The 24,678-nt window shown below is 73.2% G+C and carries 24 protein-coding genes; 15 read left to right on the forward strand and 9 right to left on the reverse strand.

Translation table 11 applies throughout. From position 1 onward, the window contains the following. Positions 1-2 precede the first annotated feature (2 nt). The gene (locus ACF09K_RS25070; protein WP_392246874.1) at positions 3-134 is read right to left on the reverse strand and encodes an LPFR motif small protein; all 132 of its coding nucleotides are present in this window, start codon (positions 132-134) and stop codon (positions 3-5) included. A 255-nt stretch (positions 135-389) separates the two neighbouring features. Here ACF09K_RS25070 and ACF09K_RS25075 point away from each other — a divergent pair, with 255 nt between their 5' ends. Next, positions 390-1,394: a GlxA family transcriptional regulator gene (locus ACF09K_RS25075; RefSeq protein ID WP_392246875.1), complete on the forward strand. Its 1,005-nt coding sequence runs from the start codon at positions 390-392 to the stop codon at positions 1,392-1,394. Between the two features lie 42 nt (positions 1,395-1,436). After that, entirely contained in the window at positions 1,437-2,072 is a 636-nt protein-coding gene (locus ACF09K_RS25080; RefSeq protein WP_392246877.1) for a DJ-1/PfpI family protein, read from the forward strand. Here ACF09K_RS25080 and ACF09K_RS25085 read toward each other — a convergent pair. Further along, a complete protein-coding gene (locus ACF09K_RS25085; protein WP_392246880.1) occupies positions 2,059-2,808 on the reverse strand; it encodes an enoyl-CoA hydratase/isomerase family protein in 750 nt (249 codons plus the stop codon). The genes ACF09K_RS25080 and ACF09K_RS25085 overlap by 14 nt on opposite strands. Positions 2,809-2,972: 164 nt before the next feature. On the opposite strand from ACF09K_RS25085, the gene ACF09K_RS25090 reads away from it, so the two are divergent. Further along, complete coding sequence (locus ACF09K_RS25090) at positions 2,973-3,614, forward strand: HdeD family acid-resistance protein (RefSeq protein WP_392246882.1); 642 nt, start codon at positions 2,973-2,975, stop codon at positions 3,612-3,614. A 112-nt stretch (positions 3,615-3,726) separates the two neighbouring features. Here the strand turns inward: ACF09K_RS25090 and ACF09K_RS25095 are convergent, their stop codons facing one another. From ACF09K_RS25095 to ACF09K_RS25110, 4 genes are all read right to left on the reverse strand, one after another. After that, positions 3,727-5,484 (reverse strand): SulP family inorganic anion transporter, encoded by a 1,758-nt coding sequence (locus ACF09K_RS25095; protein WP_392246884.1) that lies wholly within the window; start codon positions 5,482-5,484, stop codon positions 3,727-3,729. After that, positions 5,465-6,898 (reverse strand): DUF1254 domain-containing protein, encoded by a 1,434-nt coding sequence (locus ACF09K_RS25100; RefSeq protein WP_392246886.1) that lies wholly within the window; start codon positions 6,896-6,898, stop codon positions 5,465-5,467. The genes ACF09K_RS25095 and ACF09K_RS25100 overlap by 20 nt, the downstream gene beginning before the upstream one ends. 57 nt (positions 6,899-6,955) lie before the next feature. Further along, positions 6,956-7,846 (reverse strand): HAD family hydrolase, encoded by an 891-nt coding sequence (locus ACF09K_RS25105; protein ID WP_392246888.1) that lies wholly within the window; start codon positions 7,844-7,846, stop codon positions 6,956-6,958. An 82-nt stretch (positions 7,847-7,928) separates the two neighbouring features. Beyond that, positions 7,929-9,521 carry a DUF1254 domain-containing protein gene (locus ACF09K_RS25110; protein ID WP_392246890.1) on the reverse strand — a complete coding sequence of 531 codons (1,593 nt, stop codon included), beginning with the start codon at positions 9,519-9,521 and terminating at the stop codon, positions 7,929-7,931. Between the two features lie 401 nt (positions 9,522-9,922). On the opposite strand from ACF09K_RS25110, the gene ACF09K_RS25115 reads away from it, so the two are divergent. Continuing rightward, positions 9,923-10,465, forward strand: a complete 543-nt coding sequence (locus ACF09K_RS25115; RefSeq protein WP_392247149.1) for an ATP-binding protein — start codon at positions 9,923-9,925, stop codon at positions 10,463-10,465. Between the two features lies 1 nt (position 10,466). Here ACF09K_RS25115 and idi read toward each other — a convergent pair whose 3' ends face one another. From idi to galE, 3 genes are all read right to left on the reverse strand, one after another. Further along, a complete protein-coding gene (gene idi / locus ACF09K_RS25120) occupies positions 10,467-11,060 on the reverse strand; it encodes an isopentenyl-diphosphate Delta-isomerase (protein WP_392246892.1) in 594 nt (197 codons plus the stop codon). A gap of 215 nt (positions 11,061-11,275) precedes the next feature. Further along, the gene (locus ACF09K_RS25125; RefSeq protein ID WP_392246894.1) at positions 11,276-12,217 is read right to left on the reverse strand and encodes a cation diffusion facilitator family transporter; all 942 of its coding nucleotides are present in this window, start codon (positions 12,215-12,217) and stop codon (positions 11,276-11,278) included. Positions 12,218-12,335: 118 nt separating this feature from the next. Beyond that, positions 12,336-13,325: a UDP-glucose 4-epimerase GalE gene (galE, locus tag ACF09K_RS25130; protein WP_392246896.1), complete on the reverse strand. Its 990-nt coding sequence runs from the start codon at positions 13,323-13,325 to the stop codon at positions 12,336-12,338. 301 nt (positions 13,326-13,626) lie between these two features. Here galE and ACF09K_RS25135 point away from each other — a divergent pair, with 301 nt between their 5' ends. The 11 genes from ACF09K_RS25135 to hpnE all read left to right on the forward strand — a co-directional run bounded on the left by ACF09K_RS25135 (position 13,627) and on the right by hpnE (position 24,621). Continuing rightward, positions 13,627-15,486 (forward strand): DUF5941 domain-containing protein, encoded by a 1,860-nt coding sequence (locus tag ACF09K_RS25135; RefSeq protein ID WP_392246898.1) that lies wholly within the window; start codon positions 13,627-13,629, stop codon positions 15,484-15,486. Then, positions 15,483-16,244, forward strand: a complete 762-nt coding sequence (locus ACF09K_RS25140; RefSeq protein WP_392246900.1) for a sugar phosphate nucleotidyltransferase — start codon at positions 15,483-15,485, stop codon at positions 16,242-16,244. The genes ACF09K_RS25135 and ACF09K_RS25140 overlap by 4 nt, the downstream gene beginning before the upstream one ends. Beyond that, positions 16,232-17,293: an iron-containing alcohol dehydrogenase family protein gene (locus tag ACF09K_RS25145; RefSeq protein WP_392246902.1), complete on the forward strand. Its 1,062-nt coding sequence runs from the start codon at positions 16,232-16,234 to the stop codon at positions 17,291-17,293. The genes ACF09K_RS25140 and ACF09K_RS25145 overlap by 13 nt, the downstream gene beginning before the upstream one ends. Further along, a complete protein-coding gene (locus ACF09K_RS25150; RefSeq protein ID WP_392246904.1) occupies positions 17,271-18,050 on the forward strand; it encodes a CDP-alcohol phosphatidyltransferase family protein in 780 nt (259 codons plus the stop codon). The genes ACF09K_RS25145 and ACF09K_RS25150 overlap by 23 nt, the downstream gene beginning before the upstream one ends. An 8-nt stretch (positions 18,051-18,058) precedes the next feature. Beyond that, positions 18,059-18,931: a glycosyltransferase family 2 protein gene (locus ACF09K_RS25155; protein ID WP_392247151.1), complete on the forward strand. Its 873-nt coding sequence runs from the start codon at positions 18,059-18,061 to the stop codon at positions 18,929-18,931. A gap of 96 nt (positions 18,932-19,027) precedes the next feature. Continuing rightward, the gene (locus ACF09K_RS25160) at positions 19,028-19,957 is read left to right on the forward strand and encodes an ABC transporter permease (RefSeq protein ID WP_392246905.1); all 930 of its coding nucleotides are present in this window, start codon (positions 19,028-19,030) and stop codon (positions 19,955-19,957) included. After that, the gene (locus tag ACF09K_RS25165; protein WP_392246907.1) at positions 19,950-20,729 is read left to right on the forward strand and encodes an ABC transporter ATP-binding protein; all 780 of its coding nucleotides are present in this window, start codon (positions 19,950-19,952) and stop codon (positions 20,727-20,729) included. Before ACF09K_RS25160 ends, ACF09K_RS25165 begins: the two co-directional genes overlap by 8 nt. A 382-nt stretch (positions 20,730-21,111) precedes the next feature. Beyond that, complete coding sequence (gene hpnC / locus ACF09K_RS25170; protein ID WP_392246909.1) at positions 21,112-22,005, forward strand: squalene synthase HpnC; 894 nt, start codon at positions 21,112-21,114, stop codon at positions 22,003-22,005. Next, positions 22,002-22,952 carry a presqualene diphosphate synthase HpnD gene (hpnD, locus tag ACF09K_RS25175; RefSeq protein WP_392246911.1) on the forward strand — a complete coding sequence of 317 codons (951 nt, stop codon included), beginning with the start codon at positions 22,002-22,004 and terminating at the stop codon, positions 22,950-22,952. The genes hpnC and hpnD overlap by 4 nt, the downstream gene beginning before the upstream one ends. Then, on the forward strand, positions 22,952-23,104 hold the full coding sequence (locus ACF09K_RS25180; protein ID WP_392246913.1) for a DUF6380 family protein: 153 nt from the start codon (positions 22,952-22,954) through the stop codon (positions 23,102-23,104). Before hpnD ends, ACF09K_RS25180 begins: the two co-directional genes overlap by 1 nt. Beyond that, on the forward strand, positions 23,101-24,621 hold the full coding sequence (gene hpnE / locus ACF09K_RS25185; RefSeq protein ID WP_392246915.1) for a hydroxysqualene dehydroxylase HpnE: 1,521 nt from the start codon (positions 23,101-23,103) through the stop codon (positions 24,619-24,621). The genes ACF09K_RS25180 and hpnE overlap by 4 nt, the downstream gene beginning before the upstream one ends. Positions 24,622-24,678 lie beyond the last annotated feature (57 nt).

Below are 24,678 nucleotides of genomic sequence, written 5' to 3' on the forward strand. Positions count from 1 at the left end.
CCTCAGGCCCTGCCGTGCCGGGTGCTCGAGGAGGCCCCGCCGAACAGCCGGGCCACGGCCCGGAAGGGCAGCGTCACCACCGTGGCGACGGCTCCACCTATCTGCCGCAGCACGTCTGCGATCGCACGGAACACGGAGGTCTCCTTTCGTCTCCGGCCGCGACGGCCGGACCCTGTCGTCTCCCGGCCGTCGCGGCCGGAACCTCCGTCTACCTCGGCCGCGGCCGATCATGCCTGCCCGATGCCGCCGTTCCCGCGGCCAGGGCATTCGTCCCTTTTCGCCGGTGCCCGCCCGCCCGGCGGTCCGCGGGGACGGCCGGCCGCCGCATGGCAGGAAAGGTGGGGAACCCGTCGTTGCGGCCGTCGCGCGGCCCGCGAAGAATCGATCCCATGGCCCAGCGAACCGTCCTCGTCGTCCTCTTCGACGACGTCCAGAGCCTTGACGTCACCGGCCCCGTGGAGGTCTTCGCGGGGGCCGACCGGCACGCCCCGGGCACCTACCGCGTCCGGACCGCGTCCCTCGACGGCGGTGCCGTGCGCACCTCCAGCGGCCTGACCCTGGTGCCCGACACGGCCCTCGCCGACGCGCCCGAACCGCACACGCTCCTCGTGCCGGGCGGCCAGGGCACCCGTGGGCCCGACCCGCGCCTCGTCGACTGGCTGCGCGCGCACGGCCCGCGCGCCGCGCGGCTGGTCTCCGTCTGCACCGGCGCGATCCTGCTCGCCCGCGCGGGCCTGCTGGACGGCCGCCGCGCCACCACCCACTGGGCGTACTGCGACACCCTGGCCCGGAACCACCCGGCGATCGAGGTCGACCCGGACCCGGTCTACGTGCGCGACGGCCGGGTCTCCACCTCGGCCGGCGTCACCGCGGGCATCGACCTCGCCCTCGCCCTGGTCGAGGAGGACCTCGGCCGGGACGTGGCGCTCGACGTCGCCCGCCACCTGGTCGTCTTCCTGCGCAGGCCCGGCAACCAGGCCCAGTTCAGCGCCCAGCTCGCCGCGCAGACCGCCCGCCGCGAGCCGTTGCGCGAGGTGCAGCAGTGGATCACCGAGCATCCGGACGCCGACCTGGCCGTCGAGTCCCTCGCCGCCCGCGCCTCGCTGTCGCCCCGCCACTTCGCCCGCGCCTTCCGCGCGGAGACCGGCACGACCCCGGGCCGCTACGTCGACCGGGTCCGCCTCGAACACGCCCGCCGCCTGCTGGAGGACACCGGAGAGGGCGTCGAGGAGGTCTCCCGGGCCAGCGGCTACGGCACCCCCGAGGCCATGCGCCGGGCCTTCGTCAAGGCCCTCGCCGTCTCCCCGGCCGAGTACCGCCGCCGGTTCCGCCCCGCCGCCCCCGCCCCTGTTCCCGCCCCCGCCCCGGTCCCCGCGCCCGTCCCCGCCCCCTGAACGTCCACCGACTCGTCACCGGCTCCTTCCGGAAGGCAGCGCATGCAGATCGCCATCGTCCTCTTCGACCGCTTCACCGCCCTGGACGCCGTCGGCCCCTACGAGACCCTCGGCCGCCTTCCCGACGCGCGGACCGTCTTCGTCGCCGAGCGGACCGGTCCCGTGCGCAACGAGACCGGCAACCTCGCCCTCGTCGCCGACCGGACCCTCGCCGAGGTGCCGCGCCCCGACATCGTGGTCGTGCCCGGCGGCCCCGGCCAGACCCCGCAGATGGACAACCCCCTGCTGCTGGACTGGCTGCGCGCCGCCGACGCCACCAGCACCTGGACGACCTCGGTGTGCACCGGTTCCCTGCTCCTGGCCGCCGCCGGACTCCTCGACGGCCGTCGGGCCACCTCGCACTGGCTCGCCCTGGAACAGCTGTCGCGCTATGGCGCCGAGCCCACCGGGGAGCGGGTCGTCACCGACGGCAAGTACGTCACCGCGGCCGGTGTCTCCTCGGGCATCGACATGGGCCTCACCCTGCTCGGCCGGATCGCGGGCGACGAACACGCCCAGGCCGTCCAGCTGCTCACCGAGTACGACCCGCGGCCGCCCTACGACGCCGGATCACCGCACACGGCGCCGGCGCACCTCGTCGAGGAGTTCCGCGCCAGGAGCCGGTTCATCCTGACGTAGTCCAGGTGAAGCGGGGCTCCCTGCGCTCCAGGAAGGCGGCGACCCCCTCCGCGGTGTCGCCGCTGCCGCGCGCCTGCGCCGCCCAGTGGGCGTCGCGGTCGGTGCGGCCGTCGGCGAACTCCTTCGCCGCGGCCTGCGTCAGCCGCGAGCGGGACACCAGCGTGCGGGCGAACTCCCCGACCCTGTCGTCGAGTTCGCCGAACGGCAGCACCTCGTCCACCAGGCCCGTGCGCAGCGCCCGCTCCGTGTCGATCAACTCGCCGGAGAACAGCAGGTACTTGGCGGCGGCCGGCCCCACCAGAGCCACCAGCCGCCGGGTGGCGGAGGAGGGGTAGACGATCCCGAGCCTGGCCGGCGTCACCCCGAACAGCGCGCCCTCCTCGGCGAACCGCAGGTCGCAGGCGGCCGCCAGCTGCGCGCCCCCGCCCACGCAGTGCCCCTTCACCGCGGCCAGCGTCGGCTTGGGGAAGGCGGCGAGGGCCTCCTCGGCCCGCACGGCCAGCGCCTGGGCCTCGTCCGGCGAGCCCTGGAGTGTGGAGATGTCGGCCCCCGCGCAGAACGTGCCGCCCGCGCCGGTCAGCACCAGCACCCCCACCGCGGGATCGGCGGCCAGCTTCGCCAGCAGCGGGGGCAGCGCCTGCCACATCGCGGTCGTCATGGCGTTGCGCTTGGCCGGGTGGTGCAGGACGACGGTGGCGACGGCGTCCGTGACACCGTGCAGCAGTTCGGGCTCCATGGCCCGGATGCTAACCGTGCGGCCGCGCACCCGATGCGGCCCGGTGGGGTGAGCACGGCGGCATCGAGGGAGAAGTCGAGGGGAAAGCGAGGGGAAAGCGAGGGGAAAGCGAGGGAAAGAGGATGAGGGGGGATCAAAGGGGGAAACGACGCGAGGAGGCGCTCATGGACACGTCCATCCGGCCCGGGGGCGAGACGGCCAGGCTCCGCAGGGGGTTCAGCCGGCTCGCCGTGCTCGGGGTGGTCCTGGTGGTGGCCGGGCTCGTCGGGCTCGTCTACACCGGTGTCGCCACCCTGACCTCGATGCTGCTGTTCGGCTGGCTGCTCCTGATCGGCGGTGTCGTCGGCCTGCTGCACGCGATCCAGGCCCGGGGCACCAGTTTCTTCTGGCTCGGCGTGATCGTGGCCGCCCTGAACATCGCCGCCGGCGTCGTGATCATCCGCAGGCCCGAGGAGGCCGCCGCCGCGCTCACCATGTTCGCCGCCCTGCTGTTCCTCACCGGCGGCCTCTTCCGGCTGGTCGGCAGCATGGTCGTACGGGGCCCGCAGTTCGGCTGGACGCTCCTGCTGGGCGCCTTCGACCTGCTGCTGGGCATCCTGGTGCTGATCGACTGGCCGAGCAGCAGCCAGTACGTCATCGGCTGCTTCATCTCCCTCGCCCTGCTCTTCGACGGCCTCGGCCTGCTCGCCACCGGCTTCGGCGGCCGGCGCATCGTGGGCATGGTCTCCGAGCGCATGGCCGGGGAGTCCGTCGCCGGGGGCGGGCCGGGCGGGCACACCGGCAAACCCGTACCGCCCGGGGAGTGAGCGGGGTCCGCACCGTCGGGGGCCTCCCTGGGCCCGCACCGCGGGAGTGCTCCCGCCGGTTGGGAGGCCGTGCAGGGAGGCCGTGCCGGCACGCGCCCCCGTACGCCGTCGCTCACCGGGGCTCCCGCCCCGGGCCGGCCTCCGCCGACTCCACCGCGGCGCGGACGGTCGGATACACGCGCCGCAGCCCGGGCGCGGCCTCGGCCGCGCGCAGGACGTCCCGCACCTGGCCCACGTCGCGGGCGAGCAGCAGGCGGACACCGAGGTCCCCGAGGTCGTCCGTGAGTTCGTCGAGCATGCGCACGCCGCTGACGTCGATGAACGGAACCGTCTCGGCGTCGATGACCACCGCCCGGGTCCCTTCCCGCGCGGCGGCTTCCCGCGCCCTGGACCGGATCCGGTCGGTGTTGGCGAAGTAGATCCCGGACTCCACGCGGAGCACGACCACGCCCGGGATCCTGCGGCTCTCGGGGTGTCTGTCGAGCGAGGCGAAGTAGCGGTCGCCGGGGAGCAGGCCGAGTTCGCTGATGTGCGGGCGCGAGGAGCGGTAGAGGAGCAGCAGCAGGGACACGCCGATGCCGATGAACAGACCGGGCAGCGTGTCGAAGACCATCACCCCGGCCATCGCCGCGACCGCGGCGGTGAAGTCGGGGCGCGACGCCACGCCGTACACCTGCCCCGGCGTGCCGGCGTGCACCCGGTAGAGGGACATCAGGTAGTCGATGTCGACCAGCTCGACGAGCGCCGCGATCACCACCGCGGCCAGCACCGGCTCGGGAAGCTCCTCGAAGAGTCCGGTGAGGAAGAGCAGCGTGATCACCGCCAGGGCGGCCACGAACAGCCCGGAGAGCTGGGTGCACGCACCGGCGGACCGGTTGACGGCGGTCTTCGAGAGACTGCCGTTGACGACCATGCCGCTGGACAGGCCCGCGCCCAGTCCGGCGGCACCGAGCCCGATCAGCTCGCGGTCGGCGTCGATCTCGTAGTGGTCGCGCGAGGCGTAGGTCTTCGCGGCCCCGAGGCCCTCGGCGAAGGCCACGAGCATCACGCCGACGCTCCCGGACGCGAGGTCCCCGAGATCGCGGAGGGAGACGTCGGGGAAGCCGAACGACGGCAGACCGGTCTCCACGTCGCCGACGACGGCGACCCCGTGGTCGTCCAGGCCGAAGACCGCGACCGCGGCGATTCCCAGCGCCACCGCGATCAGCGAGCCGGGCACCACCGGAGCGACCTTCTTCAGGACGACGACCAGGGCGAGGGCGGCGAAGCCGACCACCGCGGTGAGGACGCTGGTCGAGCCGAGCCCTCCGATCAGGGTCCAGAGCCGCTCGAAGAAGTCTCCCGAGCCGCCTTCGATCCCGAGCAGCTTCGGCAGCTGACCCACGATGATCGTCAGTGCCAGGCCGACGATGAACCCCTTCAGCACCGGCTCGGAGACGAAGCCGGCGACGAACCCGAGGCGCAGGAGGCCGGCGAGGAGCGCCAGGCCGCCCACCGACAGCGCGAGCGCCGCCGTCATGGCCGTGAAGCGCGCGCCTCCGCCGGGGGCCAGCTCCCCGACGACCGCCGCCGACAGCGCCGCGGTCGCCGCCATCGGACCGACGACCAGGTGCCGGGAGCTGCCGAAGGCCGCGTAGAGGACGAGCGCCGCCGGCGCGGCGTACAGACCGGTCACGGGCGGGACGCCGGCGATGGCGGCGTAGGCGAGCGCCTCGGGCACGAGGATCGCCCACACCGTCAGCCCGGCCAGGGCGTCACGCCGCAGCCACTGCGACCGGTAGCCCCGCAGGGACGAGAACAGCCAGGTCGGATGCGTGCCCGGGCGGGCGGACCGCCCGTGGCCGCCCGCCTCACGCCGGTTCGATCTCACCCGGCCGCCAGCTCTTGTCGAACCAGCTCTCGAGCGGGCCGTAGAGCCGCAGCGTCACGAAGAATCCCTTGCCGGGCACGGTCCGGACCCAGTTCGCCTCCTCGCCGTCCGGCGGGGTGGGGCCGAAGTGGACGACCGTGTCGCCGTTGCTCTCGGGCCGGACGCCTTCCGACTGGCTGTTGACGCTCGGGTAGGGGTGGTCCGTGCGCAGCAGCGACCGGGTCTGGGGGTCGTAGGCGGCGACGGACCAGAAGTTCTTCGCCGGGATGCCGCTCGGCAGGGTGAGTGTGTAGTGCCGTCCGCCGTCGAGCCACTCGCCCGTGGAGTCCTCCGCCGTGTAGGCGTACTGCGATCCGGTGCCGACGGGCGCCGTCACCATCGCCGGCGAGGAGACGGTCGCGAAGTAGTAGAACACCGCCCGGGAGTCCAGCAGGCGGGCGCCCTCCGCCGACAGGAACTCGTAACTGCGGGTGGGGAACGGGGTCTTCCACGAGCTGCCGGGGTAGTAGGAGAAGCCCGGGTCACGTGGCTTGAAGGCCAGTGTCCGTACGATGCCCGAGGCGATCCTGGCGGCGCTGTCGAGGATCGAGCGCATGCGCTCGTCCGGCCGGAAGGGCTTGCCGCGCACGATGCCGATCGCGGCGAGCTGACCGGCGCGCTCGGGATCGAGCGACTCGGGCGGCTCCGCCTGGACGAGGGTGTCGATCTCCTCGAAGAAGGAGAAGTCATTGGCGTGGATCGTGTTGAAGTCCGATTCCGCCCAGTTGACGAAGCGCTGCTCGGGCCGGTCCGCAGCGGCCGAGAGCGGGTAGATCCGTGCCGTGAGCAGGCTCTCCGTGCCGCCCAGCGCGCGGAGCACCACCCAGGAGCCGAACGTCGCCGGCCGGACGACGAAGTAGCCGTCGGGAACGTCACCTTCGTGGCCCGGAGGAAGGAAGAGGTACTTGCCGCCTTCTCCCTTGTCGGGCCCGGCGATGCCCATGTCGGTGACGTAGCGCTGCCACATGTCGTCGACGACGCACAGCGAGTTCCCCGGCGCTTCGACCACGGTGGGACCGTCCTCGTCGAGCGCCAGGAAGGTCATCCCGTAGGTGGTCTCCGTGTTGCCCGTGAGCAGCACCGGGGCCGAGGTGCATCGCGGAGCCGTGTAGCCGATCGTGCGGGAGTCGACGCCGACGCTGCGCAGGCCGCGCCGCATCGCCACCATCGAGCCGCCGGGCACGCAGTTGAGGAAGGCCTCGATCCCGCGCACCAGGTCCAGGGCGTCGTAGCTGCGGGTGACCGTGTCGGGCAGGGGCAGGCCGTCGAAGAAGCCGAGCGTGCCGAAGACCGTGTCGACCCGGTCCGGACAGCTGATCGAGGCGAGGGTCTTCGCGTCCGTGCCCGGGCTGGGGCCGTCGCTGATCCGAGGCACCGTGTTCCTCCTGAACGGGGTGTTTGTGAACGGTTCGTCTCTGTGAACAGGTCGTCCCTAGAAGACGGTCTTCCAGTCGTCCTTCACGCTCACCGTCGTCCAGCCGGCCTCCCCGGCGGCGGCGAGCGCCTTCGTCGCGTTGTCCGCGTAGGCGTATTCGCGCACGTCGTCGTCGTGCACGACGAGCAGGGCGAACCGCGCGGAACCGAGCATCTCGACGTCCACGTCGTCGTTGCCGGCCGCGAAGCCCGGCAGCCGGCCGGTGCGGGCGAGGACGTACTCGGGCTTTCCGGGGCCGAGCGCGACGGGACCGTGCAGGACCGCCCGGCGGACCAGCACGCCGTCGCGGTAGGCGAACTCCGGCGCCGAGCCGATCACGTTCTCCCGCGGCAGGCCCCAGGTCTCCTCGCAGAACACCCGCATGAAGTCGCGCCCGCCACCGGAGCAGACGAACAGCCGCCAGCCGTGCGCCCGCAGGTAGTCGAACAGCTCCAGCATCGGCCGGTAGACGAGACCCGAGTACGGCAGGCCGAAGCGCTCGTGGCGCCAGGACGCCAGGTACCGGGCGGCATCCGCCTCGTACTCCCCGAAGGGGGTGCCCTCCCACGCCGAGCCGACGGCCTCCAGCATCGCCGTGACGGCGCCGGGCTCCTGCGCGTCCAGCGCGCGGAAGAACGCCTCGTCCCGGTCGGCGATCGCCCGGTAGGGCTGCTCGCGGGCCAGCGACGGATCCGCCGCGAGCCGCGCGGCCAGCTTGTCCAGGACGAAGGCCGACTGCACCGGCTCGGGCTTCTCGACCCACAGGGTCCCGTCGTTGTCGAACACGGCGACCCGGTCCGCCGGCGGAACGAAGTCCGGCGTCCCCTCGGCCGCCGCCGACGTCACGAACCCGACGACCGCCCGCCGCGCGGGTCCGTCGTTCCAGCTCTCCAGCGGTCCGCCGCTCATGGCCGCCCCGCGTGCCCACGGCGGCGGCCGTGTCCCCGGACCGGAGCCGCCGGCCGCCGGAGCACCGCGTTCCCGGGCGCGCTCACGTCACCGGCTCGATCTCGCCCGGCTGCCAGCTCTTGTCGAAGAAGGGCGGCAGGGGGTTGTAGAACCGCAGGACGGCGAACCATCCCCGGCCCGGCGTGGTCCGGATCCAGTTGCCCTCCGGCACCCCGTCGGGCCGGTCGGGCCCGAAGTGCACGGTGGTCGTGCCGTCGGCGTCGGCGACCGCCGCCGGGGTCGGGTAGTCCTGGCTGCCGGCCCGGGGGAAGCGCTGCGGGGTGTCGAGCATCGAGCGGGTCTGGTTGTCGTACACGGTGCACGACCAGAACCGGGCGGCGGGAATGTCCGGCGGGAGGACCAGGCGGTAGCGCCTGCCGCCGTCGAGCGCCTGGTCCTGCCGGTCGGCGAACGCGAAGACGTACTGCGAGCCGATGCCGGCCAGCGGCGCGGTGAACGCCGGACTGATCCCCACACCCAGGTACCACCACCAGGACCGCAGGTTGAGTTTCCGGGCGCCGTCGTTCGGGCAGGGCTCGACGCCCCGGTCGGTGACTTTCGGGGGCGGGGCCAGGAACTCGTGGCCGGACACGACCAGGCCGTTGAGCCACCGGGAGGAGGTGCCGTAGTAGTGCGCCCCCTCGGACGGGCGCGGGCGGGTGGTGAGCGTACGGGCCGTGGCGTTCCCCACCGCGGCCGCCTCGGTGAGGATCTCCCGCATCCGCCGGTCCGGCTCGAAGGGCTTGCCCTTGACGATCCCCACCGCGGCCAGGGCACCGGCGATCTCGGGATCGAGCGCCTCGGCCGGCTGGTCGTGCACCAGCTCGCTCGCGAGGTCGAAATACGTCGCGTCCGCGGGCGGGACCGTGTTCACGGGGAGCCCGCTGCCCTCGACGAAGCGCGGCGGATCGGCTTTCCGGAGCGCGGCGGTCCAGGTCTCGGCGGTCCACGGCAGCGGCGGCGCCGTGCCACCGGTGACGATCTCCCCGATGCTGGTCCCGTAGAACCCGGGGACGTAGCGCTGGATGCGCAGTCCCTGCTTGATGCGTTCGACCGCCGGCTTCGGGTCGTCCCCCTCCAGGAAGGCGCGACCACCCAGGATGAGCCGCGTGGTGCGGGTCCGGAGCGTGAAGAACCCGCCCTCGGGAAGAGGGCCCTCGTGACCGGGCGGCACGAAGAGGTACCTGCCGCCGGCCCCGCGGTCCGGACCGGCCATGCCGGGGTCCGCGACCCAGCGGAACCACATGTCGTTGAGGAAACAGAGGGAGAGGGCCGGCATTTCCACGACCACCGGGCCCTCGGTCAGGTCGAGGAAGCTCATGAAGTAGACGGTGTCCGCGTTCCCCGTCAGTACGACCGTCTTGGAATCCATGAATTCCGAGAAGAGCAGGACGTCGTGGTCCTGGATTCCCGCCTCCAGGAATCCCTTGCGGGCCGCCCACAGACTGACGCCGGAATAGGCGTCGAGGAAGCCGGTGACCGCCCGCACGTGGTCCAGGTGGTCGTACAGACGGTCCGCCGTCTCCTCGGTGGGAATGCCGAGCGGGAAATCGAGGGACCCCAGCCGGGTCCCGATCCGCTCGGGAGTCGAAATCGATTCCAGGATCTCCGGCGAGATCTGTGCTGCTTCCTGCAAGGCCTGGCTCCCGTCTCTCGTGGAACCGCACCTTAACGACCGCGATTCCGCGCGGCCGCAGGACTTCGCGGCGCTACGCCGTTCGATACCGGCGAATGACTCGGTCGGCGGGAACGAGGCGAGGAGGAAGGCCTCCGGGACCGCCGGCGGGCGCACGTGCGGCCGGGAGCCCGGCTCCGGGGCGAATCGGGCGAGCGCGTACTGCCGAACCCGTACAACCCGAAGAGTGAGCGAAGGCTCCGTGAGCACAACAAAAGTGGTCACTTTTCCGACAGGAGGGGGCCGGGGCGGTCGAGAGCGCTCTATACCGGCTGACTTCTGTTCAGACGTCCGGGGGGAAGCGCCCGGTTACCAACACTCGACGTGTGGTGACAATCGAGCGCGAGGACGGCGACCGGACGATGGAGAACCAGGGGCGCGGGCCCGGCCCGCGCCCGGAGGACGCGGCGGGGGCGCCCCCCGGAACGACGGAGGACCCCCCGGCCGGCAGAGTGCCGCAACCGCAACCGCAACCGCTGCCCTACGAAGGCGTCTGGCGGTTCACCGCGTCCGCCGTGGACGCCTCGGTCCCGCAGGCGAGACACGCCGTGCGGGACCTGCTGCACCGGCAGGGGGTGCCGGCCTCGGACGACCTGGTCCAGGGCCTGCTGCTGATCGTCTCCGAGCTGGTGACCAACGCCGTACGGCACGCGGCACTGCTGTCGCCGGTCCTCGCGGTGGAGGTGGCCGTCGGGGCCGAGTGGGTGCGGGTGTCCGTGGAGGACAGCCACCCCTACCGCCCGACCGCGCTGGAGACCGACCACGGCCGGACGGGCGGCCGGGGACTGCTGCTGGTGCGGGAGATCGCCCGGGAGGCGGGCGGGGTGTGTGACGTCGAGCACACCGCGAGCGGCGGCAAGGTGATCTGGGCCGCCCTGCCGCTCAAGCCCGCGGGGAACTCCTAGCTCACCAGCCGGCCGAGGGTCCCGTCAGCTCCCGCACCGCCGGCCGGGCCGCGTCCAGCACGGTCATGAACCAGGAGGAGAACACGTCCTTCGCGTGCCGCTCCGCCAGCTCGGCGGGCGTCACGAAGACCGTGTCGCCGACCTCCTCGGGGTCCGGCCGCGGCGTGGACTGCACCATCCCGACGAACAGGTGGTTGTACTCCTGCTCCACCAGGCCCGACGCCGGGTCCGGGTGGTTGTAGCGGACCGTGCCCGCCTCCGCCATCAGCGAGGGGGACACCCCCAGCTCCTCGAACGTGCGCCGCGCGGCCGCCGCGAACGGCGCCTCGCCCGGGTAGGGGTGACCGCAGCAGGTGTTGGACCAGACACCGGGGGAGTGGTACTTGCCCAGCGCCCGCTGCTGGAGCAGCAGCCGGCCCCGCTCGTCGAAGAGGAACACCGAGAACGCCCGGTGCAACCGCCCCGGCGCCTGATGGGCCGCGAGCTTCTCCGCGGTGCCGATGGTCACGCCGTCCTCATCGACCAGTTCCAGCAAAATCGCGTCCGCGGTGCCGTTCGACGAGCCGGTCGTCGCGGTGGCAGGTGTGATCGGCATACCCATCCTTAACATCGGTCCTCGCGCCCCCAGTCTGCCGTACGCGCACGGCGCTCCCGGCACTCACCCGCGGACGCCCGCATGTCCTGCCGCACGGCGTGACCACGGCCGCCGCCGCTTCGTCGCCGGAAACGGGGCCCGGTGGGTGATCTTGCCCGGCGCCGCGCGCGGGGAACCGTCCGGACCGGACGTGCGCGCGCCGGGCCGCCCGGTCCTCAGTGGCAGAGCCGCGCCTCGTGCCGCGCGTGGCCGTGCGGCTCCAGCTGGAAGGTGCAGTGCGCCACGTCGAAGTGGTCGCCCAGGCAGCCCTGGAGCTCGTGCAGCATCTTCTCGTGGCCGATCGCGTCCAGCACGTCCGAGCGCACCACCACGTGCGCCGACAGCACCGGCATCCCCGAGGTGATCGTCCAGGCGTGCAGGTCGTGCACGTCCTCGACCCCGTCCAGGGCGAGCAGATGGGCGCGCACCTCGGCCATGTCGACGCCCTTCGGGGCCGCCTCCAGCAGCACGTCCAGCGTCTCGCGCAGCAGCCTCACGGTCCGCGGCACGATCATCAGGCCGATGACGAGCGAGGCGACCGGGTCGGCGGCCCGCCAGCCCGTCGTCAGGATCACCACCGCCGACAGCAGCACCGCGACCGAGCCCAGCGCGTCCGCCGCCACCTCCAGGAACGCCCCCCGCACGTTGAGGCTGTCGGCCTGCCCGCGCATCAGCAGCGTCAGCGAGACCATGTTGGCGACCAGGCCGATCCCGCCGAACACGATCATCGCGGCGCCCTCGGTGGGGGCCGGCGTGAAGAACCGCTGCACGGCCTCGTACACGACGTACCCGCCCACGCCGAGCAGCAGCAGACAGTTGGCGAGGGCGGCCAGGATCTCGGCGCGGGCGTACCCGAAGGTGCGGTTCCCGGTCGGCGGGCGGGCCGCGAAGTGGATCGCGAGCAGCGCCATGCCCAGCCCGAGCGCGTCGGTCGCCATGTGCGCCGCGTCGGCGATCAGGGCGAGGGAGTCGGCGAGCACCCCGCCGACGATCTCCACCACCATGACGGTGAGGGTGATCGCCAGCGCGGCGCGCAGCCGGCCGCGGTAGGCCGCCGCGGCCGTGCCCGTGGCGGGCACGTGCGTGTGACCGTGCCCGTGGTCGTGCCCAGCCCCCATGGGAAACAGCCTCCTGCGATCGGCCCGGGCCCCCAGTGAACTACGGGCGGGGGGTATCCGGCAACGCGGCACTGAACACCGTTGTCATCTACCCTGACCTGCGGAAACGAAGTCCAGGTCAGGCGTCCTGCGACGGCTCGGCCGACCGGTGCGACCGCCAGCCCCGCCAGGCCGACGCGACCATCTCGCGCACCCCGCGCGAGGCGGTCCAGCCCAGTTCCCGGGCGGCCAGCTCGGCCGACGCCACCGCGCGCGGCGCGTCCCCGGGGCGGCGCCCCTCGACCACGGCCGGCCGGGTGTCGCCGGTGACCTCGCCGATCAGGGTGACCAGCTCGCGCACCGAGACGCCCTCGCCGCGGCCGATGTTCACCGTCAGGTCGCCGGCCGCGTCCGGCGCGCCGAGCCGGCGGGCCGCCGCGAGGTGCGCCTCGGCCAGGTCGGCGACGTGGATGTAGTCCCGCACGCAGGTGCCGTCCGGGGTCGGGTAGTCGTCGCCGAAGATCCGCGGGGCCTCGCCGCGGGTGAGCCGGTCGAAGACCATCGGGACGATGTTGAAGACGCCCGTGTCGGCCAGCGCGGGCTCGGCCGCACCGGCCACGTTGAAGTAGCGCAGGCAGGTCGTCGCGATGCCGTGCGCCTCGCCCGCCGCCCGCACCAGCCACTCCCCGGCGAGCTTGGTCTCGCCGTACGGGTTGACCGGGGCGCAGGGGGTGTCCTCCGTGATGAGGTCCACGTCCGGGTTGCCGTAGACGGCCGCGGACGAGGAGAACAGGAACCGCCGGACACCGGCCCCGGCGGCCGCCTCCAGCAGGGTGGCCAGACCCCCGACGTTCTCCCGGTAGTAGCGCGTGGGCTCCGCCACCGACTCGGCGACCTGCTTGCGCGCCGCCAGGTGCACCACCCCGGTCACCGCGTGCCCGGCCAGGACCCGCTCCAGCAGGCCGGCGTCGAGCGCCGAACCCCTCACGAGGGGTACGTCCGCCGGGAGCCGCGCGGGGACGCCTGCCGACAGGTCGTCCAGGACGACGACGCGTTCGCCGGCGCCGGTCATGGCCCGCGCCACATGTGCCCCTATGTATCCGGCCCCGCCGGTGATCAGCCACGTCATGGCCGCCCACCCTATGCCGAGGCCCCGGGTCCGTGTGCAATGTCCCGGATGTCTGCCGTGGGGGAGCGCGGTTTGTGGGCGGGGCCGCCGATCGCCCATGATGATCTCGGCCGAGGCCGGCCGGGACCGTGTGGATCGGACCTGAACGGCCGGTGAACACGGCCTTCCGGGCATCCGATAGCCTCTGCCGAATGCCGCGCGCCCGGTGCCGTCACCGGTGCCGTACAGGGGCGCCCGCCATGCAGAGCCCACCATGCAGAAGACCGGCGCGCACGCGCCGGGCCCCAGGGAGTGAGTTCGGTTGCCGACCGCCATCCTCACCGGTCAGCCGGTCCCCGGTTCGTCGATCGAGGCCGATCTGCGGTCCCTCGGCTTCGACGTCCGGACCGCCGCCGACGCCGCCGACACGGAGACCCTGCTCGCCGCCGTCCCGGCGGACCAGCGGGTCGCCGTCGTCGACACCCGCTTCGTGGGCCACCGGCACGCGCTGCGCCTCGGCCTGACCGACCCCCGCTTCCCGCTCGCCGCGGTCCCCGGCGCCGTCACCGCCCAGCCGGCCGGACGCCAGGCCCTGACCCGCGCGATGGCCCGCGAGAACTCCGCGAGCGGCGGCACCGCGCACGGGGGCGCCCCCGTGCGGGCGAAGCCGGACACGGTCAAGGCAGGGGATGCGGACAGCCTCGCCGACCGCGTCGTCACCGCCCTCGACGCCTACGGCGGCGAGGTCCACCGGCCCGAGCTGGGCAGCCTGGTCGCCGCCGTCCCCGCCGACCCCCAGGCCCGCAACGAGGCGCGGCAGGCCGTCGACGCCGTCGACGACGAGGCCGTACGCCTGAAGTCGGCCGTGAAGGCCCGCGACGGCTTCTTCACGACCTTCTGCGTCAGCCCCTACTCGCGCTACCTCGCCCGCTGGTGCGCCCGCCGGGGCCTCACCCCGAACCAGGTCACCACCGCCTCGCTGGTCACCGCGCTGATCGCGGCGGGCTGCGCGGCCACCGGCACCCGCCCCGGCTACGTCGCCGCCGGACTGCTGCTGATCTTCTCGTTCGTCCTGGACTGCACCGACGGCCAGCTCGCCCGCTACTCGCTCCAGTACTCCACCCTCGGGGCCTGGCTGGACGCCACCTTCGACCGGGCCAAGGAGTACGCCTACTACGCGGGCCTCGCCCTCGGGGCGGCCCGCGGCGGCCATGACGATGTATGGGCGCTCGCCCTCGGCGCGATGGTCCTGCAGACCTGCCGGCACGTCGTGGACTTCTCCTTCAACGAGGCGAACGTCGGCAGCACGGGCGCCACCGCCGGCACCAGCCCCACCGCGGCCCTCTCCGGCAAGCTGGACAGCGTCGGCTGGACGGTCTGGGCGCGCCGGATGATAGTGCTGCCCATCGGCGAACGATGGGCCCTGATCGCCGTCCTGACCGCGGCCACCACCCCGCGCGTCACCCTCTCCGTCCTGCTCGTCGGCTGCGCCCTGGCCGCGACGTACACGACCACGGGCCGCGTCCTGCGCTCGCTGACCCGTGGGGCCGGCCGCACCGACCGGGCCGCGCGGGCCCTGGCCGACCTCGCGGACAGCGGGCCGCTGGCCGGACTGCTCGTCCGCCTCCTGCCCGGCAGGCCCCGTCCCACGGCGCTCCTGAGCGCCGCCGTCGGCGCCGTCCTCGTCACCCTCGGCGCCTGGCTGTGGGGACCGGGCTGGTGGGTCGTGCCGATGGCCGGCGCCTACGTCCTGCTCTCCGCCGAGGCTGTCTCCCGCCCCCTCAAGGGCGCCCTCGACTGGCTCGTCCCCCCACTCTTCCGCGCCGCCGAGTACGGCACGGTGCTGATCCTCGCGGCCAGGGCCGAGGTGAACGGGGCGCTACCGGCCGCTTTCGGGCTGGTTGCCGCCGTCGCCTACCATCACTACGACACGGTGTACCGCATCCGCGGCGACGCCGGGGCGCCGCCGGCCTGGCTGGTGCGCGCCGTCGGGGGGCAGGAGGGACGGACGCTGCTCGTGGCCGTGCTCGCCGCGGTGCTCACCGCCGGGCAGTTCACGGTCGCGCTCACGGTCCTCGCCGTGGCCGTCGCCCTCGTGGTGGTCGCCGAGAGCATCCACTTCTGGGTCGCCGCCCACCGGGCAGGCGCCCCGTCCGTACACGACGAAGGAGAACCCGCATGATCGGCCTCGTGCTGGCGGCCGGCGCCGGACGGCGTCTGCGCCCCTACACCGACAGCCTTCCCAAGGCGCTGGTGCCGGTGGGGCCCGCGGGCATAGAGGACGGACCCGATGCGGTCACCGTGCTGGACCTGACCCTCGGCAACTTCGCCGAGATCGGTCTGACCGAGGTCGCGGTCATCGTCGGCTACCGCAAGGAGGCCGTGTACGAGCGCAAGGCGGCCCTGGAGGCGAAGTACGGCCTCACGCTCACCCTGATCGACAACGACAAGGCCGAGGAGTGGAACAACGCCTACTCCCTGTGGTGCGGCCGTGACGCCCTCAAGGACGGCGTGATCCTCGCCAACGGCGACACCGTGCACCCGGTCTCCGTCGAGAGGACCCTGCTCGCCGCCCGCGGCGACGGCAGGCGGATCATCCTCGCGCTCGACACCGTGAAGTCCCTCGCCGACGAGGAGATGAAGGTCGTCGTCGGCCCCGACGGGGGAATGACGAAGATCACCAAGCTGATGGACCCCGCCGAGGCCACCGGCGAGTACATCGGCGTCACCCTCATCGAGGGCGACGCCGCCCCCGAGCTCGCCGACGCGCTGAAGGCGGTCTGGGAGAGCGACCCGCAGCAGTTCTACGAGCACGGCTACCAGGAGCTCGTGAACCGCGGCTTCCGCATCGACGTGGCGCCGATCGGCGACGTCGCGTGGGTCGAGATCGACAACCACGACGATCTCGCCCGGGGACGGGAGATCGCATGCCGGTACTGACCCGGCTGATCCCCTCGCCGGTCGTCGTCGACATCCGTCCGGGTGCCCTCGACGACCTCGTCGGGGTCCTCGCCGACGAGCGCATCTCGCACTCGGGCAAGCTCGCCGTCGCCGTCAGCGGCGGCTCGGGAGCCCGGCTGCGCGAGCGCCTCACCCCCGCCCTGTCCGGCGCCACCTGGTACGAGGTGGACGGCGGCACCCTCGACGACGCCGTGCGGCTCGCCGGTGACATAAAGGCCGGCCACTACGACGCCGTCGTGGGCCTGGGCGGCGGCAAGATCATCGACTGTGCCAAGTTCGCCGCGGCACGGGTGGGCCTGCCGCTGGTCGCCGTACCGACGAACCTCGCGCACGACGGACTGTGCTCCCCGGTCGCCACCCTCGACAACGACGCGGGCCGCGGCTCCTACGGGGTGCCGAACCCGATCGCCGTCGTGATCGACCTGGACGTCATCCGCGACGCGCCGGTGCGCTACGTGCGGGCCGGCATCGGCGACGCCGTCTCCAACATCTCCGCGATCGCGGACTGGGAGCTCGCCCACCGCGTCAAGGGCGAGAAGATCGACGGACTGGCCGCCGCCATCGCGCGGCAGGCCGGCGAGGCGGTCCTGCGGCACCCGGGGGGCATCGGCGACACCGGCTTCCTCCAGGTGCTCGCCGAGGCGCTCGTCCTCAGCGGCATCGCGATGTCGGTGTCCGGCGACTCCCGCCCGTCGTCCGGCGCCTGCCACGAGATCAACCACGCCTTCGACCTGCTGTACCCCAGGCGCGCCGCCGCCCACGGTGAGCAGTGCGGACTGGGCGCGGCCTTCGCGATGTACCTGCGCGGAGCCCACGAGGAGGCGGCGTACATGGCCGAGGTGCTGCGCCGGCACGGACTGCCGGTGCTGCCCGACGAGATCGGCTTCACGACGGAGGAGTTCGTCAAGGTCGTGGAGTACGCCCCGCAGACCCGCCCCGGCCGCTACACCATCCTCGAACACCTCGACCTCAAGACCGACCAGATCAAGGACACCTACGCCGACTATGTCAAGGCCATCAGTAGCTGAACTCAGACCGGTCGTCCACCCCGCGGGGGTGAAGGACCGGCGCAGCGGTGAGCACTGGATGGGACGCCTCTACATGCGTGAGGTGTCCCTGCGGGTCGACCGCTATCTGGTGAACACCAGGGTCACGCCCAACCAGCTCACGTACCTGATGACCGTCTTCGGCGTGCTCGCGGCCCCGGCCCTGCTGGTGCCGGGGATCACGGGGGCGGTGCTCGGTGTGGTCTGCGTCCAGATGTACTTGCTGCTGGACTGCGTCGACGGCGAGATCGCCCGCTGGAAGAAGCAGTACTCCCTCAACGGCGTCTACCTGGACCGGGTCGGCGCCTACCTCACCGACGCCGCCGTGCTGGCCGGCTTCGGCCTGCGCGCCGCCGACCTGTGGGGCACCGGGCGCGTCGACTGGCTGTGGGCCTTCCTCGGCACGCTCGCCGCGCTCGGCGCGATCCTGATCAAGGCGGAGACCGACCTCGTCGGCGTCGCCCGCCACCAGGCCGGGAAGCCGCCGGTGCAGGAGGCGGCCGCGGAGATGCGCTCCTCCGGCATGGCACTGGCCCGCAGGGCCGCCGCCATGCTGAAGTTCCACCGCCTGATCCTCGGCATCGAGGCCTCCCTGCTCATCCTGGTCCTGGCGGTCGTGGACCAGACGCGCGGCGACCTCTTCTTCACCCGGCTCGGGGTCGCCGTCCTCGCGGGCATCGCGCTGCTCCAGACCGTGCTGCACCTGGTGTCCATCCTCGCGTCGAGCAGGCTGAAGTGAGCACGCCCATGAAGGTCGGCGCGGTGATCATCACCATGGGCAACCGCCCCGACGAACTGCGCGCCCTGATCGACTCGATCGCCAAGCAGGACGGCGACCGGGTCGAGGTGGTCGTCGTCGGCAACGGCGCGCCCGTCCCGGACGTCCCCGACGGCGTCCGCACGGTCGAGCTGCCCGAGAACCTCGGCATCCCCGGCGGCCGCAACGTGGGCATCGAGGCGTTCGGCCCGAGCGGCCGCGACGTCGACGTGCTGCTCTTCCTCGACGACGACGGGCTCCTCGCCCACCACGACACCGCCGAGCTGTGCCGCCGGGCCTTCGCGGAGGACCCGCGGCTCGGCATCATCAGCTTCCGCATCGCCGACCCGGAGACCGGTGTCACCCAGCGCCGCCACGTGCCCCGGCTGCGCGCCTCCGACCCGATGCGCTCCTCCCGCGTCACCACCTTCCTCGGCGGCGCCAACGCGGTGCGCACCCAGGTCCTCGCCGAGGTCGGCGCCCTCCCGGACGCGTTCTTCTACGCCCACGAGGAGACCGACCTGGCCTGGCGGGCCCTCGACGCGGGCTGGATGATCGACTACCGGTCCGACATGGTGCTGCACCACCCGACGACCGCGCCCTCGCGGCACGCCGTCTACCACCGCATGGTCGCCCGCAACCGGGTCTGGCTGGCCCGGCGCAATCTCCCCGCGCCCCTCGTCCCGGTCTACCTCGGCGTGTGGCTGCTGCTCACCCTGCTGCGCCGCCCCTCGCGCCCGGCCCTGAAAGCGTGGTTCGGTGGTTTCCGCGAAGGGTGGACCACCTCGTGCGGACCGCGCCGACCCATGAAGTGGCGTACGGTGTGGCGGCTGACCCGGCTGGGCCGGCCTCCGGTCATCTGACAAGCTCGTCCCCGAGGGCCCGGGCCGTTCCGCGGCCCCCCGGCACGTGCCGGCCCGGTTCAGGCCGCGCATCCCGAAGACGAAAGTTTCCTACTGGTGAGTGAGACAACGCATGACGGCGGAGTCGCGGTGAGCGCGCCCCCGTCGCCCGACGAGGGCCTCACGGCGGCACAGCTGGCCGCCAGGTACGGGCTGACCGTGAGCGGCGCCCGGCCTCCGCTGCGGGAGTACGTCCGCCAGCTCTGGGGGCGCCGTCACTTCATCCTGGCCTTCTCCCAGGCGAAGGTGACCGCTCAGTACAGCCAGGCCAAGCTGGGGCAGCTGTGGCAGGTGGCCACCCCGCTGCTGAACGCCGCCGTGTACTTCATGATCTTCGGCGTGATCCTCAACGCCAGCCGCGGCATGGAGAAGGAGGTGTACATCCCGTTCCTCGTCACGGGCGTGTTCGTCTTCACCTTCACCCAGTCCTCGGTGATGAGCGGCGTCCGGGCGATCTCCGGCAACCTCGGCCTGGTCCGCGCCCTGCACTTCCCGCGCGCCTCGCTGCCGGTCTCCTTCGCGCTCCAGCAGCTCCAGCAGCTGCTGTACTCGATGATCGTGCTGTTCCTGGTGGTGATCGGCTTCGGCAGCTACCCGGACGCCTCCTGGCTCCTGATCGTCCCGGTGCTGGTGCTCCAGTTCTGCTTCAACACCGGTCTGGCCCTGATCTTCGCGCGGGCCGGCGCGAAGACCCCGGACCTGGCGCAGCTGATGCCGTTCGTCATGCGGACCTGGATGTACGCCTCCGGCGTCATGTTCTCCATCCCCGTCTTCCTCGCCGACAAGCCGCAGTGGGTCGCCACCCTCCTCCAGTGGAACCCGGCGGCCGTCTACATGGACCTGATGCGCTTCGCCCTCATCGACGAGTACGGCGCCGGGAACCTGCCCGAGCACGTGTGGGCGGTCGCCGGCGGCTGGGCCGCGCTGTTCGCGATCGGCGGCTTCGTCTACTTCTGGCAGGCCGAGGAGAGGTACGGCCGTGGCTGAGCGGCCGGCGACCGCCCAGGTCCCCACCGTCATCGCCGACGACGTGCACATCGTCTACCGCGTCAACGGCGCCCGGGCGGGCAAGGGCAGCGCCACCGCCGCCCTCAGCCGGATCGTCAAGCGCGGCGAGGACCGGGGCGTGCGCAAGGTGCACGCGGTGCGCGGCGTCTCGTTCGTCGCCCACCGCGGCGAGGCCATCGGCCTGATCGGCTCCAACGGCTCCGGCAAGTCCACGCTGCTGCGCGCCATCGCCGGCCTGCTGCCGCCGGAGAGCGGCAGGGTCTACACCGACGGCCAGCCCTCCCTGCTCGGGGTGAACGCCGCCCTCATGAACGACCTCACCGGCGAACGCAACATCGTCCTCGGCGGACTCGCCATGGGCATGTCCCGGGAGCAGATCAGGGAGCGCTACCAGGAGATCGTCGACTTCTCCGGCATCAACGAGAAGGGCGACTTCGTCACCCTGCCCATGCGCACCTACTCCTCCGGCATGCAGGCCCGCCTGCGGTTCTCCATCGCCGCCGCCAAGGACCACGACGTCCTCATGATCGACGAGGCGCTGGCCACCGGCGACGCGAGGTTCCGCAAGCGCTCCGAGGAGCGCATCCGCGAGCTGCGCCGGCAGGCCGGGACGGTGTTCCTGGTCAGCCACAGCAACAAGTCGATCCGCGACACCTGCGACCGCGTGCTGTGGCTGGAACGCGGCGAACTGCGGATGGACGGACCGACCGAAGAGGTCCTCGGGGAGTACGAGAAGTTCACCGGGAAGTGACCCGGTGCCGTCGGGCCCCGCCGGAACCTTCCGGCGGGGCCCCGCGTCTGCAAAGGAAACGCCAACTTCCCGCCGCCGTAGGAATCTTGACGTCGATCGGTGTGTTGTTGTGATCTGCGGGACACCCGCGCGGACCCCGGTGCGTTGTACAACGTAAGCTGTACCGGTCCCGAAACGCGGCAAGTGGGGCGATAACGCGCGACACCCTCGAGCGCCGACGCCGCGCGGGCGGCCGGGCGGCGTGTCCGAAATAGTGGGTGTCGGGTTGTCGGTGTAGAACGGGAGATGTGACGGCGATGGCTACGGAAACTCCCCTGCTCAACGCAGCGCGTGCCGTCCCTGCCCCGAGCACACGTGCCGTCCCCGCCCCGGGCGGTCGACGATGACGGCGCCGGGCGCCGCGGACACGGAGCGCTCCACCCTCGCCAAGGCCGCGGACGAGAACTTCCCCGTGGCCCCCTTCTTCCTGCCCCGGGACTGGCGCGAGGACCTGGTCGCCGTGTACGGCTTCGCCCGCCTCGTCGACGACATCGGTGACGGCGACCTCGCGCCCGGCGGCGCCGACGCCCGCCTGCTCGGCGTGCCGGCCGCCGAGGCCGGGGACCGGCTGGTCCTCCTCGACGCCTTCGAGGCCGACCTGCGGCGCGTCTTCGACGGCACGCCCCGCCACCCCCTGCTGCGCCGCCTCCAGCCGGCCGTGCGCCGCCGCTCGCTCACCCCCGAGCCCTTCCTCGCGCTGATCGCCGCCAACCGCCAGGACCAGCTCGTCACCCGGTACGAGACCTACGACGACCTGCTGGCCTACTGCGAGCTGTCCGCCAACCCCGTGGGCCGGCTGGTCCTCGCCGTCACCGGCACCACGACCCCCGAGCGCGTGCGCCGCTCCGACGCGGTCTGCACCGCGCTCCAGATCGTCGAGCACCTCCAGGACGTGGCCGAGGACCTCGGCCGCGACCGGATCTACCTTCCCGCCACGGACATGAAGCGCTTCCACGTCCAGGAGGCGGACCTCGCCGCGCCGACCGCGGGGGCCTCGGTGCGCGCCCTGGTCGCCTTCGAGGCCGGGCGCGCCGCCGACCTCCTGGACGAGGGCGCCCCCCTCGTGGGCAGCGTCCACGGAAGGCTGAGACTGCTGCTCGCGGGCTTCGTGGCGGGCGGCAGGGCGGCGCTCCACGCGATCGCCGCCGCCCATCACGACGTCCTTCCCGGCCCGCCCAGGCCCGGCAAGCTCCGGCTGCTGCGCGAGGTGGGCACGACCCTGCGAGGAGAGGGGTGATCCCGACCGTGGACTCGCCGCCACCCGTGTCCGCACCGGTGCTCGCCGCCTACGGCTACTGCGAGACCGTCACCGGACAGCAGGCGCGCAACTTCGCCTACGGCATCCGGCTGCTGCCCACCGCGAAGCGCCGCGCCATGTCGGCGCTGTACGCGTTCTCGCGCCGCGTCGACGACATCGGCGACGGCGCCCTGGACGGCGAGGTCAAGAGTGCCCGGCTGGAGGACACGCGGGCGCTGCTCACCCGGGTCCGCGCGGGCGAGGTCGAGGAGGACGACACCGACCCCGTCGCGGTCGCCCTCGCGCACGCCGCCAGGACCTTCCCGATCCCGCTCGGCGGCCTGGACGAGCTGATCGACGGCGTCCTGATGGACGTCCGCGGCGAGACCTACGAGACCTGGGACGACCTGAAGACGTACTGCCGCTGCGTGGCGGGCGCCATCGGGCGGCTCTCCCTCGGCGTCTTCGGCACCGGACCGGGAGCGCGCGGCGCCGAACGGGCCCCGGAGTACGCCGACACCCTCGGCCTCGCCCTCCAGCTCACCAACATCCTCCGGGACGTCCGCGAGGACGCCGCCGGCGGGCGCACCTACCTGCCCGCCGACGACCTCGCCAAGTTCGGCTGCTCGGCCGGCTTCGACGGGCCGACGCCGCCGGCGGGCTCCGACTTCGCGGGCCTCGTGCACTTCGAGGTGCGGCGCGCCCGCACCCTGTTCGCCGAGGGCTACCGGCTGCTCCCCCTGCTCGACCGGCGCAGCGGCGCCTGCGTCGCCGCCATGGCCGGCATCTACCGCCGCCTGCTGGACCGCATCGAGCGCGACCCCGGGGCCGTCCTGCGCGGCCGGGTCTCCCTGCCCGGCCGGGAGAAGGCGTACGTCGCCGTCCGCGGCCTCTCCGGCCTGGACACCCGCCACGTGTCCCGGCTGGCCGGCAGGAGGCAGATCTGATGGACCCACGGGGCGACCACGCGGGCCCCGGTGACGTCACCGGGGAGGAACGGCACGCAACCCTCCGCCGCGCCGCCGCGTCCCTGACGGCGACGGCCCGCCGCGCGGAGTCCGGCCGTCGGGGCGGGCACGCGGGGGAGGACGCACGATGAGCGACGAACCGCGCTCCGGCACCCCGGAGACCTCCGGGCGGGACGCCGTCGTGATCGGCGGCGGGCTCGCCGGCGTCACCGCCGCGCTCGCGCTCGCCGACGCCGGCGTCCGCGTCACCCTGCTCGAGGGCCGGCCCCGGCTCGGCGGCCTGGCCTTCTCCTTCCGGCGCGGCGGGCTCACCGTCGACAACGGCCAGCACGTCTACCTGCGCTGCTGCACCGCCTACCGCTGGTTCCTCGACCGCATCGGCGGCACCGCGCTGGCGCCGCTCCAGGACCGGCTCGACGTGCCCGTCGTCGACCTCGACAGGCCCGCGGGGCGACGGCTCGGCAGGCTGCGGCGCGACGCGCTGCCGGTCCCCCTCCACCTGGGCCGCAGCCTCGCCACGTACCCGCACCTCTCGCTCGCCGAACGCGCCTCGGTCGGCCGGGCCGCGCTCGCGCTCAAGGGCCTCGACCCCGCCGATCCGGCCCTGGACACGCAGGACTTCGGCAGCTGGCTGGCCGCCCACGGGCAGTCGCCGCGAGCCGTCGAGGCCCTGTGGGACCTGGTCGGGGTCGCCACCCTCAACGCGGTCGCCGGCGACACCTCCCTGGCCCTGGCCGCGATGGTGTTCAAGACCGGCCTGCTGTCCGACCCGGGCGCCGCCGACATCGGCTGGGCCCACGTCCCGCTGGGCGAACTCCACGACCGGCTGGCCCGCGAGGCGCTCGACGCCGCGGGCGTGCGCACCGAGGTCCGCGCCCGCGTCACCGCCGTCTCCGCCGCCGCCGACGGCACGTGGACCGTCCGCTTCCCCGGCGGGACGCTCCGCGCGGACGCCGTCGTGCTCGCCGTCCCGCAGCGCGAGGCCCACGACCTGCTGCCGGACGGGGCGCTCGACGCCCCCGAGCGGCTCCTGGAGATCGGCACGGCCCCGATCCTGAACGTCCACGTCGTCTACGACCGCAAGGTGCTCGGCGTCCCCTTCCTCGCCGCGCTCGGCACCCCCGTGCAGTGGGTGTTCGACCGCACCCACGCCTCCGGGCTGCGCGAGGGCCAGTACCTCGCCCTGTCGCAGTCCGCCGCGCAGGACGACATCGACGCCCCCGTCGCCGCCCTGCGCGAGCGCTACCTGCCCGAACTGGAGCGGCTGCTGCCGGCCACCCGCGGCGCCGCGGTGCGGGACTTCTTCGTGACCCGCGAGCGCACGGCCACCTTCGCTCCCACCCCCGGCGTCGGACGGCTCAGGCCCGGCGCCCGCACCAAGTCACCCGGCCTGTACCTGGCCGGGGCGTGGACCGCCACCGGGTGGCCCGCGACCATGGAGGGTGCGGTCCGCAGCGGCGTCAGTGCGGCGGACGCCGCCCTCGGCGCCCTCGGCCGGCCCCGCCCCCACCGCCTCTTCGCGTTCGAGGAGGCGGTCCACCGCATCGTCCCCGAGGACGCTGCGTCCGACGGCGGCCGCGCCGCCGGCCGGACCCCCGGCCGAGAACCGGAGGGCCCCGGTGTTCCCCTGCGAGGTGGGACCCGGTGACGTTCGATCAGCACGGCTCGGCACACCACCGCACCCCCTCCGGTACCGCGACAAGAG

The sequence above is a fragment of the Streptomyces sp. NPDC014882 genome, from assembly GCF_043081325.1.
Classification (GTDB): Bacteria; Actinomycetota; Actinomycetes; order Streptomycetales; family Streptomycetaceae; genus Streptomyces.